Genomic DNA, 17,741 nt, shown 5'->3' on the forward strand with positions numbered 1-17,741 from the left:
GCCTCCATCATGCGGCAAGTACAGGACACAAGCTGTCCTGTATGGGTGTCATGCTCCATCACAGATTCCAAAGAGTGGCATTTCGCCCGTCGTTCATATGTGCCTCATACGGCGCATTTCAAGGTAGGAGCAGACCATGTCCGTCACCACCACCACGCATGTGAACTTCCGCGGATCGGCCCGTGAGGCGCTGGACTTCTACCAGTCTGTCTTCGGCGGGCACACCGTCGCGGTGACCTACAAGGACGCCGGCAACGTTCAGGACGAGAGCGAGGCGGACTGGGTGATGTGGGGCCAGGTCGTCGCCGACAACGGCTTCCATGTCATGGCCTACGACGTGCCCTCGGCGATGCCGTACGAGCAGGGCGCCAACCCGTTCTTCGTGTCCGTGCGCGGCGAGGACGCCGACGAGATCAGCACCCTGTGGCGGCGACTGGCCGACGGCTCGAACGTGCTGCGCCCGCTGGAGCCCGCGGCATGGGCCCCGCTGTACGGCATGCTGACCGACCGCTTCGGCGTGACCTGGGTCCTGGACGTCACCGCCCCCTACAACGGCTGACCCACTCCGGGGCGGGCACCCGCAACGGGTGCCCGCCCCGCTCACTTTGCCATCAGCACGCCGACGGCAGTCGGCCCACATGGAAGCGGACCCTGTTATGCGCATGCGTCAGCTCGGCCGGACCGGTATCGAAGTCAGCACCTACTGCCTGGGCACCATGATGTTCGGCCCGAACGGCAACCCGGATCACGACGCATGCACCCGCATCGTGCACCGGGCCCTGGACGGCGGCATCAACTTCATTGATACAGCCGACGTCTACGGATACAGCGAAACCGAGCAAATCATCGGCCGCGCCCTCAAGGGCCGCCGCGAGGACGTGGTCCTGGCGACCAAGTTCAATGGCCCCGTGGGCGAGAACCCCCTTCACAGCGGCAGCTCACGCCGCTGGATCATGAAAGCGGTCGAAGGCTCACTGCGCCGCCTGAACACCGACTACATCGACCTCTACCAGATCCACCACCCCGACCCACACACCGACATCGAAGAGACGCTGTCCGCCCTCACCGATCTGGTCCGATCCGGCAAAGTCCGCGCGATCGGCTCCTCCAACCTCCCCGCGAGCGAAATCGTGCAGGCTCACTGGGGCAGTGAACGCCGGGGCCTGCACCGACTCCGCACCGAGCAGCCCACCTACTCCATCCTCAACCGGGCGATCGAGCGCGAGATCCTCCCCGTCGCCCACCGTCTCGGCATGGGCGTGCTCGTGTGGAGCCCACTGGCCATGGGCCTGCTCACCGGCCGCTACCGCAAGAACGACGCCCCGAGCAGCAACGCCCGCATGCACTGGGTCCCCAGGCATCTGACCGATCCCCGCAAGCTCGACGCCATCGAGCAGCTGATCCCCCTCGCCGAACGGACCGGCCTGCCGCTCACCCACCTGGCCATGGCCTTCGCCACCGCCCACCCAGACGTCACCTCGGCCATCGTCGGCCCCCGCACCCTCGACCAGCTCGATGACCTGCTGGCAGGCGCCTCAACCCTGCTCGACGACGCCGTCCTGGACCGCATCGACGAAATCGTCCCGCCGGGCACCGGCATCGGCCCACTCGACGTGTCCTACCAACCCCCCTCCCTTACCGACACCGGCAAGCGGCGTCGCCCCGGATGCGAGCGTGCGGCAGCCTGAGACCATGGGTGTCCTGACCCAGCGCGACCTCAACCGGGCCACCCTCGCCCGCCAGTACCTCCTTGAGCGCGAGGACCGCACCGCCCTCGATGCCATGTCCCACCTGGCCGGACTGCAGGCCCAGGCCCCGCAGGAACCGTTCACCGGCCTGTGGTCGCGCGTCAGGGCATTCACCCCCGCCGACCTGGACAACCTGGTCATCGGCCGCCAGGTCGTACGCACCCACCTCATGCGCCGCACCGTCCACCTCGTCACCGCCACCGACGCACTCGCCTGGCGCGCCCGCCACGACGCCATGCTGCGTCAACGCGTCCTGTCCACCTACCGCAGCGAACTCGCCGGCATCGACCTGGACGAACTGAGCGCAGCGGCCCGGGCCGTGATGGCCGACGACCAGCCACGCGCCATGGGCGAACTCGTCGGCGCACTCCGCGGCCGCTGGCCCACGCCGCCCAGCCGGGTGCTGGGCGAACTCCTTGTCGCCGCACTCATCCCCATGGCCCAACTACCCCCCAGAGGGCTGTGGAAGAGGACCGCAGGCGTCCGCAACCTTCCCCTGTCCACATGGCTGCGTCAGCCCATCCCCCCTCTGCCCGCGGACCCGGACGATCCGATCGGACAGCGAATCGTCCTGCGCTATCTGGCCGCCTACGGTCCCGCCACCACCGCGGACATCCGCGCCTGGAGCGGCCTGGCCGGACTGCCCGCCGCGGTCAAAGCCCTCCGCGGCGACCTCATCACCTACCTCGACGAGTACGGCCGTCTACTCCTCGACCTGCCCGAAGCACCCCGCCCACACGCCGACACCCCCGCACCCATCCGCTTCCTGCCCGCCTTCGACAACGCGATCCTCGGCTACCACGACCGCAGCCGCATCATCGACGACCCGCACCTCGGCCTCTCCGTCGCCGGACAACGCGCCGTCCTCATCGACGGCCGCGTCGCCGCCACCTGGACCACCGGCGACCGCCGCCTCACGATCAGCCCCCTGCGCACCCTCACTCGGGCCGAAGAGCGAGAACTGGAGGCTGAGGGCCAGAACCTGGCCACCTTCATGGACCAGGGCATCGACTCGATCCATATCGCCGAATCCACCTGAACCGCACCCTGCCCGCAGGGGTGTCACAGTCGGACGCCGCGTGATTCTCATCATTGACCAGTTGAGAGAGTTCTGCGAACACCCCCGGGACAGTCACGAATCCGCAGTTCGCCACTTACGGAACACCTCTCAGACCGGCTCGATACGAGGGGTCGCTTTCGGTAAAATTCCGTGTCATTGAGTCAACATAGGACGGTCAACGGTTCGTCACATTTGTCGACGTGACCCGATGTAGCATCCCAGCGGAAATGAAGACTGGAGATCACATCGAGGAGTTATGAGGCATGGTGAATTCACGAAACTCCCGTTTCGGGCGAACCAGCACCGTTGGCATCAGTATTTTGGGCGCGACAGCCGGTTCCGTTCTTCCGGCGGGAGCCGAGGCGCCAGAACAATCTCGGAACCTTCGTTCGTTCTACGAGCAGAAAATCCGCTGGAGTCCTTGCTCGTTCGACCGGGAAGTCGAGTGCGCGTCCGTTGGGGTCCCCTTGGACTACTCCCATCCGCACCACGAACGCATATCTGTGGCTATCAGCCGTCAAAAGGCAGCGGACAGCAAGGCTCGGCGAGGCGTCCTGTTCTACAACCCGGGCGGTCCCGGAGTGTCAGGGCTGACGAACCGGAACGGCAAGTCGGCACCCAAAGAGCAGTTCAAGGACACTCCGCTCAACGCCGCCTATGACCTCATCGGATTCGACCCCAGGGGTATCGGGAAGTCGGCGCCGCTGCGGTGCGAGAACTTGGATCTACCCAACATCACATCGCGACCGTCCGACAAGGACTTCGATCACTTCGCGACCTGGGCGAAGGAAGTCGAGAAATCATGCGACAAGCTGGACGGGCAGCGCCTTCACGGCTTGCCGATAATCCCGTCGACGACTGGGACCAGAACGCTTTCGACGCATTCTTGGGCTTCGACGCTGAAGATATCGCCAAGTGGCAGGAGTTGGCGGAACGTGTAACCGGGCTGAAGTCGGCCAGCAGCGGTCAGTGGCTGCGCAAGGTACCGCCCGTTCCGAAGGCAGCAGCCGAGCGTGAGGTCATCGAAGACGCCAAGTACACGATCCTGGCCGAGGGCGAATGGCCGCAAGACATCGAAACCGCGTTTTTGCAGGACACGCCCTAGCGGTCTTTGACGCAGCGAGGGTCGGAGGACAGAGTTGGCGTAGGCGGGCACAACCGCCTTCCGTCTGATGGTCACATCATCCGCCGTCGTATTCCTGGACGGTGCGGTCACGGTGCTTGCAGGGTCTTTCGCAGGCGCCAGATCGAAGGACGCGCGGGAAACCACAACACACCTAGGGGAATCGTGGCAGACGAAAAGGCGCCGATGGAGGCGAATGACGAGTTGCTTAAGGGGCTCGAGATCACTGAGGATGATCTTGAGTGCGCTAATGATGTGGCACGCTACACTACAATGTGTGGCACTTTTAGGGACACGGTCGTCCGATTCAAAGAGACGGATATCGACAGGCTGTACTCACGACCGGTCGCGGGCATCACCACTGAATTCAAATTCGCCGATGAGGCGGTGGAGGCCGAGCGCCGTGAGGCCGACATGACGGACGACCGAGGAGAGGAGAAGAAATAGAAGACACCGGTAATTGGAGTGAGTGGCCGCAGGATCGTCGTCCACTTTCCATCCGAGGCCGGCGAAGTGCCGGAACTATCAGTAGGCCGATCGTAACCAGATCGGCCTACTGATTGCGAATATTGGTACGGCACGATGCCGATGTGTTTCTTCATCTACGACTGAACCCGATCTTGGATTGTGCTTGTATTGGCAATGCCGACTCGCCGACCCGATTATAGATCATCAAGGCAGCTTGGTAGCGGCGCGCAAACACCTATTCGGCCGCTGATATTTCGGTGGTGTTCAATGCTGATGACGCTGAGATTTGGAACGGCTGCGCGAGGCGGACGCGAACCTCGATCGCGACGGTGCTTGCACGCTGATCTGACGGCGAATGAGCTCTCGTTGGGTCCACGTGGTCGAGCCCGCTGAGTTCTTCGTCGCCCGCGTTCCGGCGCTGCCGTTCTCCACGCTGACCGATTGGTCGGCCGGTGTGGAAGCGCCGGGGGCGGCCGCCGCCGAACTCGATGAAGCGCTGGCGCGCGATCGAGCGTTGCTGGGGTCACGATTGCAGGCCTTGTGTCGGCGTACTGATATCGCCCGTGCCCTATTCGAAGCGTCACCCGATCTGGTGCGCGCCACCACTGACGGCGGTGCGCCGCCACTCAGTGACGCTCCTGGCACGTTCCCTGCACGCGCACAGATCGCGCTGGTGCGGTATCTGTTCCGGATGGCGTCGCGGCCGACGCCGTTTGGCCTCTTCGCCGCCTGCGGCGCGGGGACGATCGAGCCGACGACGACGTCGCTGTCGATCCCGCCACGCGACCGTTGGCGCCAGAAAACGATGCTCGACGGCGCATATCTGGACGCTCTGCTGATGGCACTGTGCGACTCGCCCGTGCTGCGAGACCAGCTCACGCTGCGACCGAACGAGACGATTACCCGCGTGTCCGGCAGGCTTAGGCTGCATAGGAGACGTCCCGCCGGAGACGATCGCCAGCACCAGACGATCGAGGTCAGGCCCACGCTCGAGTTGGAGCGTGCGCTGGATGCTGCGGGCCCGGGTGCATGTGTACCGGAGATTGCCTCCGCTGTGGCAGCCCCCAGGCCGATGACGCCACGACAGCTCGACTTCGTGCGGGCACTTGTCAAGGAGCAGATCCTGGTCGCCGACCTCCAACTCCAGGTCACCGGGGCAATGCCGATGGACGCGCTGATCGACGATCTGGAGAACGTCGGTGCCGGGCTCCCGACGGCCGGGGTCCTGCGCGCCGTGCGTGACGCGCTGGACCAGCTCGACGACATCGGCGGGCTTCAAGATCTGAAGAGTCACCATGGGATAAGGGACCAGCTCGCCCAGATTCGCGCTGTGGCTGCTCCGACGCAACCGTTCCACACAAGTCTGTCGCTCCCGCGCGGCGGCTTGAACCTGGCTCGCGCAACAGCGGCAGAAATTGAACACGGCGTGCGGCTGCTAGCGCGGATTGCACCCCCCTCAGCTCCCGATGAGCTCGTCAACTTCAAGCTGGCGTTCGCTGAGCGCTACGGCCGACGGGAGGTGCCACTCGCCGAGGCGCTGGATGATCGGATCGGCGTTGGTTTCGGCGTTCCGAGGCCAGAACGGGCGTCACTACTCGACGGACTGCTGCGCAACGATCGGCCAGTGGCGCCCCCGCCCTCCACGAGGCGCGACGCGGCGCTGCTCGAGATGGTTCTGCGCGCCGCCGAGTCGGGAAGCCACGAGGTGGAGCTCAAGCCGGCTGACATCGAGGCGCTTGCGGCCGAGTCGCCGCGTTCGGCTCCGGCAAGCTTCGCTGTGGTCGCCAGCCTGGCGAACACGACGGGCGGACCACGGATCCTCTTCAGCTCGTGTGCGGGCCCCTCCGGGCTCGGGGCGCTCGGCCGCTTCTGCCATGCCGATCGCGACCTCGCCGGTCTCGTTCAGCGCCACCTGCAGGTTGAGGCTGCCCTCGATCCCGATGCTGTGTTCGCCGAGATCGTCCACCTGAGCGGGAGCTCCGACATCAACTTCCTCGCCAGGCCGTTGCTACGCGAGTGGGAGATCGAATGGCTCGGCCGATCGGGCGCGGCGCCGGACCGGCGGCTATCGGTCGCAGACCTCCTTGTGTCGGTCCGTGACGATCGGGTCGAGTTGAGAGCGAAGAGTCTGGGTCGCCGAGTAGTCCCCCGCCTTACCTCGGCTCACAACTGGACATCATCCCGCACCCTGCCGATCTACCGTTTTCTGTGCGCGCTCCAGGAGCAGGACAGCGCCAGCCTGCTGTACTGGGATTGGGGCCCCCTCTTCAGCACCGCCTTTCTTCCTCGGGTGAGGTGGGGCCGTGTGGTGCTATCGCGGGCTCGTTGGTTGCTGGCCTCATCAGAGCTGGATCCGGGCGAGCGCGAGCCGTGGCGTGCCGTACAGACGCTGCGCGCTATGCGCGGCCTGCCACGGTGGGTCGTGGCCGTCGAGGACGACAAGGAACTCGTGGTGGACTTCGACAATGTCCTCAGCGTGGATTCGTTCGCGCAGCTGTTGCGAAGCCGTGGCTGGACGATCGTCAAGGAGATGTTCCCCAGCCCGGATGAGTTGGTGGCACGAGGCGCAGACGGTGCCTATACCCATCAGCTGATCGTCCCGTTCATTGCCAAGGCCGCTACCGCGTCCGAGTCGGCACGTGCACGCGCCGTGGACTCGGGGGCGACATCTCCGCCTCCGCGGATCTTCGCCCCCTGCGGCGAATGGGTTGCGCTCGAGCTCAACTCGGGGATGGCGCTGGCTGATCGCCTCCTCCTGGAGATGGTTGCGCCACTGCTCGGTGCCTTGGCTGCGGACGGCACCACCGACTGTTGGTACTTCGCCCGGTTCAACGGGCGTTCACCCGGTATCGCGGTGCATGCCCATGGCAATCCCGATGTGCTGGTGCCCGCCCTGCGGGGTCTGGCGGCCCAGGCCCTCGACGTCGGCATGGCCCGCGACGCAAGCTTCAGGACCCATGTCCAGCAGGCGGGCGTCGGCGAATCGGTCGTCGACCCGACCGCTGCGGGCCGACTGGCCCAGGCCGACTCGAACGCCGCGGTCGACCTGTTGTCGGTGCTCGGCGCGGACAATAGACGCCAGGATGACCGCTGGCGAATCTGTCTGGTCGGCGTCGACCGGTGGTTGCGCGATGTCGGACTCGATCTTGACCAGCGGCTGGCCCATGCCAGGGCGATGAGCCGTGCGCTCGCACGGGGGCAGCGGCTCGCTGACGGTGCGTCCCGGCGGCTGGGCGAACGCTTCCGCGCGGAGAGGCACACGCTTGGTCGATTGCTCGCGGCACCGCAGGAAAGCGATCCGCTCGCGCCATGTATGGCCATCCTGGACCGCCGCACGGCGGGGACGGCGTCGATCCTCGCACAGCCCGCCGACGCAGGGGATCCGACCCAGAATGTGCGCGCCCGGCAGGAGTTGCCTGCCTCGCTCGCGCGCGACTGGGTCAACCGCGTGATGCGCTCGCGCGACCGCGCCCACGAGTGGGCGATCTATGAGCTGCTCAGGCGTTTGTATGAGGCGTCGGTACACCTTCGATCAGCCTCGGCGCGTCCTGACCCGAAAGCCGCGCAGGGATGAGTGGATGACCCCTTACCCGGAGTCGACGCACGAGAGCGTCGCGACGCCGTCGGTTCCGACTCGCAAGCTTGCCGCGGCCGTGATGGAAAGCCTCACCGCGCCGAACCTGGAGCGGGTCGCAGCGCAGGCTGATATGCCCGTCGACGTGCTAGTGGCTGCCCGTGACGCCTTCATTTCAGGGGGAACCGCCGCGATCCACTGTCTGGACCGCCAGCAGCGATGGCTTCAGTACTCGATCTCAGTGGGTCCGGACGGTTGGCAGCGGATCGTGCGCAGCGACATCGGCACTCGGATCCTTGCGTGGCTTCGGGGCGGGCCCGGCCGGGGATTCTTCTACATGCACAAGCCGCCGGGGCTCAGGGTCAGGTTCTGCGGCGTCGACGGTCGGTGTGCCGACGTACTGGAGGAGGCAATGGACGTCTATGTGGCCGAGGCAACGATCACATCGTGGTCTGCCGGTCCGTACGACGCGGAGGTCATGCAGTTCGGCGGCGCCACCGGACTGTCGTTGACTCACCGATGGTTCACCGCCGAGAGTCTCGCGGTACTCGAGCACCACCGCCTGCGCCTCGACGGCACCGCGCGGATAGGATCGGAGCTCTTCTCACTGCTGTTGATCGACCGTCTCCTCCGGCGCCTGTGTGACGATTGGGAGCGCTGGGACGTCTGGTGCAAGCTGGCGCTCACCGGGCGCCTGGTTGACGACGCCGCCGGCGCGGTCGATCTGTCGCGCTCGCGAGCCATCCGCTTGCTGCTCTCCCACCAGGCCCGGATCCTCGGCGACGCCAGCGAGCCGGAGCGCACGCTGTTTGCCCAGTACGACGCGGCTCTCGACGAGCTCTGTCCGGAGATTCAGGCCGCAGTGGACGCCGGTCGACTGCTATGGGGCTTGCGCGAGATCGTCCCGTTCTGGATGGTGTTCCACTGGAACCGGATGGCATTCGACTTCGAAACGCAGAAGCGGCTGGCGGCCACGGTTGCGGCCGCCCTGTCGCCGAAGCTCACCCCTGAAGCCGTTGACTGACCAGCGGGTAGTAGCGGCGTGCCCGCAGCGCCGAGCCCTCCCCGGGCCGCCCACTCCCGCGCGGTAGAGTCACGCCCGTCGAGGGCGAAGAAGCGGGGCACCGACGGCCCGTGGATCTGATGCGACGATTCACCCCCGGCCGTGGGGCTCGGCGACTCGCTGCTGGCGTGAAGGCGCTCGCCCACGAATGTGCCGGTGCGATTGCTCGCCCTCCCTCTCGAGCGCCTCCGCCATCACGTCCATCAAGGTCTTCACTCTTAGTCGGCAGGTCATCGTCTCGGTGCCGGTCACCGTTCCCAACTCGCTGAACTTGTTGCCCGGCGCGCCACCGCCACACAGCCCGAAATACTCACACTCGCGTGCGCACGCCGCCACCCCGACGGCGAGGTCCTCATAAAGGGCAGAACCGGTTACGCGCTCGACGAACGTAGAAAAATCGTCCTCAGCCACGTGCGCCCAGGTGAAGCTCCGATACCGCGATGTGGGCGCAATCGTGAGCAGCTCGGGTGAGAACGTCGAAACTCGACCGTTCACGTCGAAGTTCAGGATCGACCCGAGTGCGTTCTCCTCGTTCACAAATCTGCAAGAGGTCGGCCGTAGAAGCAGATTCCGCGAATCGACGATCTCCCGGATCCTCACCTCTGGGTGAGTCTTCGTAAACTCGTAGAGAGTGGAGAAGAACTGGCGATACAACGCCGTCGCGTCATCACCGGCCAGCGTGGAGGTCAGATGCGCGCCCTCTACTTCCTCCACGTTGAAGCCGATGCTGGTGATCCCGCACTCTTCGATCCACTCGCAGACCAAGTCGGGCCGCATGAGCGAATCAACACTCAGCACGGATGTCACCGAGAACTCGATCCCACTCTTGGCCAGCAGTTTGGCACCCGCCATGGCGCGGTTGAACGTACCGCGTCCGTGCCGGTCCTTCCGGTGCCGGTCGTGCAACTCGGCCGGCCCGTCAATGCTGAGACCGATGAGCATGGTGTGCTCCCGCATGAACTCGCACCACGCCTCGGTGATCAACGTGCCATTGGTCTGAAACTGGTGAACGCACCGCACACCTCGGTCACTCAGCCGGGCGAACTCAGCAAACGCGGCCCTGTAGAACGAGCGCGGAACCACGAGCGGCTCACCGGCGTGCCACGCGACGTCGACAACCGGCGCAAACTCGGTGACACCGAAAAGGAACTGTACGATCGACCGCACCGACTCCATTGACATCCGCGTGCGATCCAGCCGCGCCGGCAGGTAGCAGTAATCGCAGTCAATGTTGCAGAATGGGCTGGGCTGGACGATGACGGTCGACGTCGGTAGAACAACGGCGGGTCGGCGGCCTTGAATTCCGGACCACATAACTAGCCACATCCCCTCACGATGCTGAGCGGAGCCAGACAAACGCTGCAGCACTTTGATCGAGGGCTATCTGATTCGATAGCGTGTACAAGGACGTCTGATGATTTCCGGCCGCCACGATCTGCACAACCGGCAGCGGGCGCGTCGATCCGGCGGTCAGGCCGGCTCCAGCACACCTACAGGCCAGCTACCGAGCCAGTAGGCGACGATCGACGGAAGCCTCGCGTCCAGCGTCGAGCCGTCGTGCACGAGCAGCTCTGTCGGCGCGACGTAGGCCTGCCCCGGTTCGAGCACCACCGAGTAACAGCGCAGACGTTCACCGTTCGCCACGAACGCTCGCACGTCGTCGGTATGCGGGAGATGCTCGTCCGGCCTACCTAGACTGCGACAGATGTGACACGCACTCGGGCTGGCGAACAGAAGCGCCCTACTCCCGGGTCCGAGGTTGACGGTGAGGCGCCGACGACTAGCAGCTCGGGTGCGCATTGGCATTTGGTCCCAGTTGTCGACGTGGAGCCCTAATCGTTTGCCACTGGGACGGCGTTCAGTGGTGGTGAGCTGCCCTGGGGCGTCGAGGCGGATGGCGAGGAACGCGCCGTCACCGAGCGGGCTGAGATTTTGCCGAGCCAGCTGTCGCACGGACTGGAGCGTGTCGTCAGAACTCCACCATTGCCTGATCTGGTCCGGACCGCCGGTCGGGAAGGTGTCTTTGATGTAGGCGCGGGCTTCGTTCAGCCCGGCTGGAGCACGCACGAACTCGATCGCCTCCGAGTGGAGTGTTCCGCAAGCCGACAACGGGAGTTCGGAGAAGTCGATCTTGATCCACGCCCCGTCCGGCACGACCGCGCCCGCCTCATAACGCTCGTCATTGTCAGCAACCCGCCGCACGCTGTCCGCGATGCGGGCGGTGACGGCCGGGACCTTAGCCAGCACCGGGTGTTTCATGCGGTTTTTCTATCACTTCTGGTGGTTACAGTAGGCTCACGCCACGCCCTTCTCTCACGCTCGCTGGCCTAGACCGCGACCCAGTGGGACCTCGTCACCCCAGACGATCCGGGACCAATGCGATCCCACACTCGCCGAGCTGCTCGACCGAGCCACCCGAAAGCTCGTGCCGGCCGAACCTGGCTACCCCCGTCTGGTCCGAGGTGTCCGGGCCGCTCAACCCCAGAGGCGAAACCTCATGTTGAACCTGACCCTGCGGGCGCGGGGGCTGAACCGCGCTGGGTTCCGTAGAGGCTCCGTCCGGTGGAAGGATAGAGCCGTGTCACGTGCGAGTAAGTGGCCGGCGGAGGCTCGTGCCCTACTCGAAGATCGGCGAGGCCAGTAGCGTCCGGTCCCACGATGGTGGCATCGCGGTGGCCGCGGCAAGCAAGGCCAATGCCACTCCGGTCGCGCCGGTCAGCAGTGATGAGCCGTCGCCGTCCCACGGATCTGGCTTGGGATACCCGGCGAAGTCGCCGCCACCGGGCTCGTGAAAGTCGAAAGTGCGCATGAACCAGAACCGAGCCCCTTCGCCAATCTGCCCGTCACCAGTCGCTTGCCACATCCGGTTGAACACGTGGGCCAGGCCTGCGCTGCCGTGGCACAGCCACGCGTCGGTGACGCCCGTGTCCTCAGGCGCGCGGACAGCGGCGGCTCGCGCCAGCACGGTCGCCTCGGCCTCCCAGGCCGTCACGCCCAGAGCCCGTGCCGCGACCAGTACCGCCATCGCCGCGCCCGCATCGCCGTAGCACCACGCGGTGCGTGCCGGTACGGTGGATCCGTCGGTGTTCAGCCAGTACGGGAGCCGCGACGGGGAGGTGTCGTCCAGACGCTGCGCGAGCAACCAATCGACGGCTCCAGACACCATCACAGCAGCCTGAGGTCTAGCCACCCCGGCCGCGGCCGACAGCGCCAGGACCGCCAGCACGCCGGGCACCCCGTGGGCCACCCCCAGGTTGTGATGGCCGTCGGGGCTCTGCCTGCGTTGGTGATCCCGCAGCAGCTCGGGTCCGGTGTGCCACGTCACGCCCTCGGGTGTGTGGATCGCAAGCTCGCCCAGCTGCCTCACCACCTCTTCGAGGCATTCGCGTGCCCCCGGTGTCGGCAAGCATTGGAGCGCGTACACACCGTACCCAGCGAGGCCGGATACGAGATCGAAGGGCGCGCACCAGGGCGAGCGCGCGAGCCGCGTCAGGAGCGCGCGATTGATGTGCGTTGTCGGGTCGAGAGACTTCGCCTCGAGCCCCAGCAGGTGCGTTACGTGCGAGGCGGCCCATCCCACGCCTGCGACGCCCGCGAACAGCCCGGCCCTCGGCCGGACCCGGAGCCCCGCCATCGCACGCCGGAGCCACGTTCGGGCGCGCTCAGCGGCCGCGGCATCGTCGAGCGCCAACGCAAGGTAGGCGTTGAGAACAGCGAAACCTGCCGCACCGTCGCACAGCGAGGGGCCGACGTCGGCGGGGGGAAGCGCCTCCACCGCTTCGGCGACCTCGACCGCGACGGTGACGGCCTTCGCCGCCGCCGGTCCTGATAGCAGCGCGGTCCAGCGTCCCGGCTCGACGGGCCGGATCACCCGAGGTACGCCGCGTCCGCGACCTCCGCGGTTGCCTCGCCGTAGGGCCAGGCGAAGTCCTGCATCCTCTCGATCCGCGGTTGCGGCCCCCCGGACACGATCGAGTCTCCCGGTCGCATCAGCAGTACGTTGACCGTCGATCGATGGACCCCGTAGCCCGTCTTCGTCCTAGTCGCGGCGGCCGCGATGACGCGCTCGGGGAAGGGGTCGAAGGCGGGGTTCTCCGACGCCGCCTCGTCGAGACGAGGACCAAGACCCATCTGCCAGTACCACGGCGCGCCGCCATCCGCATAAGGGACCAGATGCGGGGCTTTCCAGATCTCAGCGATGTCGACGGCCTCGTCAGCAGTCGTCATGAGGCGTTGCCGCACACCCCACGACTCTTGCGGCACAAACGGCAGGTAGCGGCCAACGGACGAGGTCAGTAGCTGAACCGGATACATCAGCCATCCGCGGTACCCGACAAACAAATAGTCAGGGCTGCCGAGGTCACGACGGGCGCGAGCCGCTACCTGACGGACATCCCCTCCGGCGTCACGGCCCGAGTCGGCGAGAAACGCCGCCGAGCACCGCGGCGTACGGACGAAGTAGGTGTTTCCTGCGTTTCGGATGTCGGGATGCAGCTGGCTGCCGTCGGTGGGCTGCTCCCCGTGAAAGGGAAGGGCCGTCACCTCGATGTCCTTCACCTGGACGCTGTCCCACCATTCGAGCTCGGTGATGTCGTCAAAGCCCAGCTCGTGGAGGCGTTCGTACATCCGAACGGACAAGAACGTTTCGCGCTCCAGTTTCGGCACGACGATCCTGGTGTCGCAAGGCAGTTGTAGCAGCGTGCCGGTATCGAAATGATCGGGATGGGAGTGGGTCAGTACCACGGCGTCGATGCGACCGAGGTCGCGCAGCTGCAACGGCTGGTAGTTCTCCGGGTAATGGCCGCAGGCGGGACGGACCCATGGATCGACGATGACTGCCGCGGTGGCCGAGCGAACCACCACCGTGTTATGCCCGAGGAACGTCACGTCCGCGTGGTCAAGGTCGACCGCTGGGTCAGACACCGGCTCGAGCAGGCCCTCACGGTCCATCGCAGCCAACAGACGTGCCACCGCGCCCGCCGATCGGTCGACGTCGACGCCGGTAGTGGTCAGCTGCACGATGAGCCGATGCACGTCTGGCCAGGTTGGCATCGGGACGGGCTGGCTGAGCGTCCGCATCCGGTCGCTGTTGGCCAGCAGAAGACGATGCGGGAAGCAATCCGACACCGCGGGGAACAAGACTTCGTCTCGGATCGTCCAAGAACCATCAGCCGTGGGCTCCGCGATCTCCCGAAATCGCCGCCCCGCCACCACGTCCGCCAGCATCGCAGGACCGGCGCCGATCAGGTTCGCCTCACCGTGCTCCTCGACGTAGGACATGATCGGTTCGTAGATTCGGCGCATGCTCCGCTCCGGTTGTGTCGTCACCGGGCTGCCGAACGTGGTCCGATCGCTGTACTCGACACTGATTCGGACATGACGACCCAGTCGCCGCAACATCAGATACGCTCGCTCGATTCCATGTCAGAGGCGGATTGGCGACCGGAGGGAGCTCCTGGTCAGCTGTAGAACTGCAGGGGCCTTGTCCCCTCGTGGAGAGCGAAGGCCTGCAGCGTCACGCGGGTGCCTGCCGTGAATCCTCGGACCGCGTGTGGTCGCCCCGTGTTCAGGACGATGAGGTCACCTGCGCTCGGAGTGAGTGTGACGGGGGCAGGAAGAAGGGCGTGCAACTGCCGCTGGATGCGTTCGCGGTGAACGGGGTCGAAAGAGTACTGGAGGAAGTAGGCGACGACGCGGACGAGGCTCTGAAGGTGCTCGGGCTGCTGCATCGCGACCGGGAAGATGTTGAGCTCGCCCCCGCTCGTCGGGACGTCGAGGTAGATGTTCGCGCTGAACACGCCGCGCTCGGCGTCGAGGAACATGCTTGAGTCGGTGTGGATTGTCCCCTCGACGCGCGTGATGCCGTCGAGCAGTGTTTCAGGCCGCATCACGCGGGCCAGACCAGCGAGCATCTTTCGGCGGTACGGGTTGTCCCGACTCACCGTCGCCCCCGAGGGCCAGAGCTCGTCGAGCTCGAGTCGGAGCTTGTCGAGCGGAGAGAGACCCTTCGCGGCGCCTCGGATCGCACGCATGGCCGGCAGCGCTTCCTTGAAGTAGGCGATCGCTTCGTCGACTGACGAGGAGAGGGCGTTCACCGGGATGCCGGCAGTGTAGGCCGTATCGGTGCCACCCCAGGTGTGGGCGGGTCGATCGGCGAGCCAACGCGCAAGCTCCGTGCACGTGCCGACGTCGCCGAACCCGGGCACGTGCAGGGCACACGTTCGATTGGCGAAGAGGTCCTGCAGCGCGCTGGGCGTCAGCTCGCCGCACGTCGCGACTCCGGCGCCGTCGGACTTGAGGCGAACGTCCTGCACCGCCTCGAGTTGCGCCAATACGTCGGTAACGCTTTTGGCCGGCGTCTTCGCGGAGGGCTTCGCGTCCTTCTGTCGCTCGAACTCGGCGCGCAGTTCCTCGTCGCTCATGGGATCAAGAGCGTCGGCGAGCGCTCGCTTCGACTCTTCCTCGAGTGTGGTGGCCGCTTTCGCCATGGTGCTCTCTTCTCGGTTCAGTCGAGGTCGCCTTTGACGGACGAAGCGTAGAAGCGCAGAGGTCGTCTGCGGTCCGCGAGGAAGCCGGTGGCTGCCGATGTGGCGGCTTGTTGTTGATTGGATCACGCCATCGTCGATATCGGGACAAACACGCCGAGTACGTCAGGGCTCAGGGGTCGCGGAGGTGTCCGATCCATCCGACCTACCATCATTCCTTCACTCGGCTGCGAGGAGGCGAGTTCGGGTGGCACATGCCCGAAGGGCTCAGTCCAGGAGCGCGGTCGCCTCGACCTCGACGAGGACGTCCGGCTCGAAGAGGTACTCGACGCCGATGAGGGAGGCCGGAGGCATGGGAAGCCGGAGGCCGATCTCGTCGGCGACGGCCTCCACCCCCGTCATGAAGTCGCCGATCTTCTCCGGGCTCCACTGGGTCACGTAGAACGTCAGACGCAGTACGTCCGTGAACGACGCTCCCGCGCCTGACAGCCCGATGGCGGTGTTGCGCAGGGCCTGGGCGACCTGCCCGGCCAGATCGCCGGGCGCGACGGGAGTGCCGTCGGCCCGGCGGGCGACCTGGCCGCTGACGTGGACGTGCTTCGACCCGGTGCCCACGGCAACGTGGTGGTACGGAGCCGGCTGCAGCATGCCTTCCGGGGTGAAGTGCTGAACGGTCATGGTTTCTCTCCTCCGAACTAGGTATCTGTAAGCTACCTAGTGGCAGGAAGACACTTCAACGAGACCAGGTTTCGCCATGGATACCGACGACGAACTCACAATTGACGCGCCGCACCGCGAACTGCTCGACCAGATCCTCGACAAGTGGTCGCTCAGCATCCTCAACGAGCTCTGCGAACGCCCCTGCCGCTTCAACGAACTGCGCCGGGCCATCCCCCAGGTCACACAGAAGTCGCTGACCGCCACGCTCCGGCGACTCGAACGCAACGGCGTGATCGAGCGCGAGGTCGTCTCCACCCGCCCCGTCGCGGTCAGGTACCGGATCACCCCCCTCGGCAAGACGCTCCGGCACCCCATCGACGTGCTGCTGACCTGGGCCGCACAGAACATGCCCGCCATCGAACGCGCCCGCGAAGGCTTCGATGCGCGGGGGGAGGGGGCTGACCTCTGACCCCTCGTGATCGGCATGCTCACCTCCATCACCTCCCCGACGCCCACCATCGGGGCACCAGGATCGCCTACGCCACCCCACCGACGTGTTACGGACGGTGTGGCCACAGCTCACCGAGCGAGCGATACGCCCCTACCGCGGTCTCGAACCGTTCACCGCGCACGACGCCCAGTGGTTCCACGGCCGGGACCCGCAGTAGAGCGGGTCCTCACCGCGCTGCGGGAACGGCCCCGGGCCCTGCTCCCGCTCGGCCCTTCGGGTGCGGGCAGATCTTCTCTGGTCCAAGCCGGTGCTCTGCCCGCACTCAGCCAGGGTTCACTGCCCGGGAGCGACCGGTGGCTGCCCCTACTGGTGCCCCGCCCTGGACAGGACCTAACACTTGAACGACACAGCCTCCCCGCAGCGAGCACCATCGGAATCGACCGCGCGATCCGAAACCGCCTGGCTTCAGAAGACGGATACGAGCGACTCGTGCTGGTCATCGACCAGTTCGAAGAACTCTTCAACCACCCAGCAACGCAGCACACTTCCCTCGCTCACCCTGACGTTTCCCGACGGCGGCCCGGTCGTCGAGTTCATGCTGCACATCCACGACGACGGCACCGCCAGCTGGCGCTGGCACGACGAGCCCTTCGACGCGGTGAACCCGTGACGCGCTGGGTTCGCTGCTTCTGGAACGAGGAAGCCGTCTGTTTCTACTTTGAGCTGGACGCCGATGGCTATGTGATCCGGCAAGTCGAGTTGCAGGAGCCCGGAAGCAAGGCTCTGACCGCCGCCTCGCCGGCAGAGTGGCAAGAGGCCCAAAGAGACGGTCGATCAGCTGAATACGAGAGCGTCTACGGTCTGACCGCGGAACCGCCCATCTCCGAGTGGGAGGGGCACGACCCGCAGTGGTTGTCGGCCGATGAGTTCGAGATGCCCGGTCCCCGGGACGACCACCGCGAGCGGGCCCTCCCTGCGTCTGGGCGGGGTTGGTGGCCCAAGTGTTCACCGCTGGCGACAGCAGCCTGACGGGGTTCGGCCGCATCACACGCCCGGGCCACGGGGCCGGCGATGGAAGTGCCATGTGCGGGTACCGCGGTGTGCGTGGG

The 17,741-nt window shown here is 66.0% G+C and carries 16 protein-coding genes and 1 pseudogene; 11 read left to right on the plus strand and 6 right to left on the minus strand.

Annotation, left to right across the window (positions count from 1 at the left end):
* Positions 1-136 precede the first annotated feature (136 nt).
* The 7 genes from NBG84_RS03645 to NBG84_RS03675 all read left to right on the plus strand — a co-directional run bounded on the left by NBG84_RS03645 (position 137) and on the right by NBG84_RS03675 (position 8,997).
* The gene (locus NBG84_RS03645; protein WP_250917776.1) at positions 137-559 is read left to right on the plus strand and encodes a VOC family protein; all 423 of its coding nucleotides are present in this window, start codon (positions 137-139) and stop codon (positions 557-559) included.
* Positions 560-656: 97 nt separating this feature from the next.
* Positions 657-1,688: an aldo/keto reductase gene (locus tag NBG84_RS03650; protein ID WP_250917777.1), complete on the plus strand. Its 1,032-nt coding sequence runs from the start codon at positions 657-659 to the stop codon at positions 1,686-1,688.
* Positions 1,689-1,692: 4 nt separating this feature from the next.
* Positions 1,693-2,787, plus strand: a complete 1,095-nt coding sequence (locus NBG84_RS03655; protein ID WP_250917778.1) for a winged helix DNA-binding domain-containing protein — start codon at positions 1,693-1,695, stop codon at positions 2,785-2,787.
* Between the two features lie 823 nt (positions 2,788-3,610).
* Entirely contained in the window at positions 3,611-3,913 is a 303-nt protein-coding gene (locus NBG84_RS03660) for a hypothetical protein (protein WP_250917779.1), read from the plus strand.
* A 183-nt stretch (positions 3,914-4,096) separates the two neighbouring features.
* Complete coding sequence (locus NBG84_RS03665) at positions 4,097-4,378, plus strand: hypothetical protein (protein WP_250917780.1); 282 nt, start codon at positions 4,097-4,099, stop codon at positions 4,376-4,378.
* Between the two features lie 397 nt (positions 4,379-4,775).
* The gene (locus tag NBG84_RS03670) at positions 4,776-7,973 is read left to right on the plus strand and encodes a thiopeptide-type bacteriocin biosynthesis protein (RefSeq protein WP_250917781.1); all 3,198 of its coding nucleotides are present in this window, start codon (positions 4,776-4,778) and stop codon (positions 7,971-7,973) included.
* Positions 7,974-7,977: 4 nt separating this feature from the next.
* Positions 7,978-8,997, plus strand: a complete 1,020-nt coding sequence (locus NBG84_RS03675; protein WP_250917782.1) for a thiopeptide-type bacteriocin biosynthesis protein — start codon at positions 7,978-7,980, stop codon at positions 8,995-8,997.
* A 129-nt stretch (positions 8,998-9,126) separates the two neighbouring features.
* Here the strand turns inward: NBG84_RS03675 and grrM are convergent, their stop codons facing one another.
* The 6 genes from grrM to NBG84_RS03705 form a co-directional block, all read right to left on the minus strand.
* The gene (grrM, locus tag NBG84_RS03680) at positions 9,127-10,362 is read right to left on the minus strand and encodes a cyclophane-forming radical SAM/SPASM peptide maturase GrrM/OscB (protein ID WP_308312000.1); all 1,236 of its coding nucleotides are present in this window, start codon (positions 10,360-10,362) and stop codon (positions 9,127-9,129) included.
* A gap of 144 nt (positions 10,363-10,506) precedes the next feature.
* Positions 10,507-11,295, minus strand: a complete 789-nt coding sequence (locus NBG84_RS03685) for a hypothetical protein (protein WP_250917784.1) — start codon at positions 11,293-11,295, stop codon at positions 10,507-10,509.
* Positions 11,296-11,653: 358 nt separating this feature from the next.
* Positions 11,654-12,907 (minus strand): lanthionine synthetase C family protein, encoded by a 1,254-nt coding sequence (locus tag NBG84_RS03690; protein WP_250917785.1) that lies wholly within the window; start codon positions 12,905-12,907, stop codon positions 11,654-11,656.
* Positions 12,904-14,316: an MBL fold metallo-hydrolase gene (locus tag NBG84_RS03695; RefSeq protein WP_250917786.1), complete on the minus strand. Its 1,413-nt coding sequence runs from the start codon at positions 14,314-14,316 to the stop codon at positions 12,904-12,906. Before NBG84_RS03695 ends, NBG84_RS03690 begins: the two co-directional genes overlap by 4 nt.
* Positions 14,317-14,495: 179 nt before the next feature.
* On the minus strand, positions 14,496-15,524 hold the full coding sequence (locus tag NBG84_RS03700) for a hypothetical protein (protein ID WP_250917787.1): 1,029 nt from the start codon (positions 15,522-15,524) through the stop codon (positions 14,496-14,498).
* 264 nt (positions 15,525-15,788) lie between these two features.
* Positions 15,789-16,199: a RidA family protein gene (locus NBG84_RS03705; protein WP_250917788.1), complete on the minus strand. Its 411-nt coding sequence runs from the start codon at positions 16,197-16,199 to the stop codon at positions 15,789-15,791.
* A 76-nt stretch (positions 16,200-16,275) separates the two neighbouring features.
* On the opposite strand from NBG84_RS03705, the gene NBG84_RS03710 reads away from it, so the two are divergent.
* The 4 genes and pseudogenes from NBG84_RS03710 to NBG84_RS03720 all read left to right on the plus strand — a co-directional run bounded on the left by NBG84_RS03710 (position 16,276) and on the right by NBG84_RS03720 (position 17,661).
* On the plus strand, positions 16,276-16,650 hold the full coding sequence (locus tag NBG84_RS03710) for a winged helix-turn-helix transcriptional regulator (protein ID WP_250917789.1): 375 nt from the start codon (positions 16,276-16,278) through the stop codon (positions 16,648-16,650).
* Positions 16,651-16,665: 15 nt separating this feature from the next.
* Positions 16,666-17,112: pseudogene (locus NBG84_RS41350) on the plus strand (nSTAND1 domain-containing NTPase); the annotation flags it as partial.
* Positions 17,030-17,302, plus strand: a complete 273-nt coding sequence (locus tag NBG84_RS03715; protein WP_250917790.1) for a hypothetical protein — start codon at positions 17,030-17,032, stop codon at positions 17,300-17,302. The pseudogene NBG84_RS41350 and the gene NBG84_RS03715, both read left to right, overlap by 83 nt.
* On the plus strand, positions 17,299-17,661 hold the full coding sequence (locus tag NBG84_RS03720) for a hypothetical protein (RefSeq protein WP_250917791.1): 363 nt from the start codon (positions 17,299-17,301) through the stop codon (positions 17,659-17,661). Before NBG84_RS03715 ends, NBG84_RS03720 begins: the two co-directional genes overlap by 4 nt.
* The last annotated feature ends 80 nt before the right edge of the window (positions 17,662-17,741 follow it).

The organism is Streptomyces albipurpureus (assembly GCF_023701525.1).
In the GTDB taxonomy this organism is placed as follows: Bacteria; Actinomycetota; Actinomycetes; order Streptomycetales; family Streptomycetaceae; genus Streptomyces; species Streptomyces albipurpureus.

Excerpts from the sequence above, each read along its gene's own strand:
- NBG84_RS03645 (WP_250917776.1), top strand. The coding sequence starts at position 137 with ATGTCCGTCACCACCACCACGCATGTGAACTTCCGCGGATCGGCCCGT.
- NBG84_RS03650 (WP_250917777.1), top strand. The coding sequence starts at position 657 with ATGCGCATGCGTCAGCTCGGCCGGACCGGTATCGAAGTCAGCACCTAC.
- NBG84_RS03655 (WP_250917778.1), top strand. The coding sequence starts at position 1,693 with ATGGGTGTCCTGACCCAGCGCGACCTCAACCGGGCCACCCTCGCCCGC.
- NBG84_RS03660 (WP_250917779.1), top strand. The coding sequence starts at position 3,611 with ATGCGACAAGCTGGACGGGCAGCGCCTTCACGGCTTGCCGATAATCCC.
- NBG84_RS03675 (WP_250917782.1), top strand. The coding sequence starts at position 7,978 with ATGACCCCTTACCCGGAGTCGACGCACGAGAGCGTCGCGACGCCGTCG.
- grrM (WP_308312000.1), bottom strand. The coding sequence starts at position 10,362 with ATGTGGCTAGTTATGTGGTCCGGAATTCAAGGCCGCCGACCCGCCGTT.
- NBG84_RS03685 (WP_250917784.1), bottom strand. The coding sequence starts at position 11,295 with ATGAAACACCCGGTGCTGGCTAAGGTCCCGGCCGTCACCGCCCGCATC.
- NBG84_RS03695 (WP_250917786.1), bottom strand. The coding sequence starts at position 14,316 with ATGTCCTACGTCGAGGAGCACGGTGAGGCGAACCTGATCGGCGCCGGT.
- NBG84_RS03700 (WP_250917787.1), bottom strand. The coding sequence starts at position 15,524 with ATGGCGAAAGCGGCCACCACACTCGAGGAAGAGTCGAAGCGAGCGCTC.
- NBG84_RS03705 (WP_250917788.1), bottom strand. The coding sequence starts at position 16,199 with ATGACCGTTCAGCACTTCACCCCGGAAGGCATGCTGCAGCCGGCTCCG.
- NBG84_RS03710 (WP_250917789.1), top strand. The coding sequence starts at position 16,276 with ATGGATACCGACGACGAACTCACAATTGACGCGCCGCACCGCGAACTG.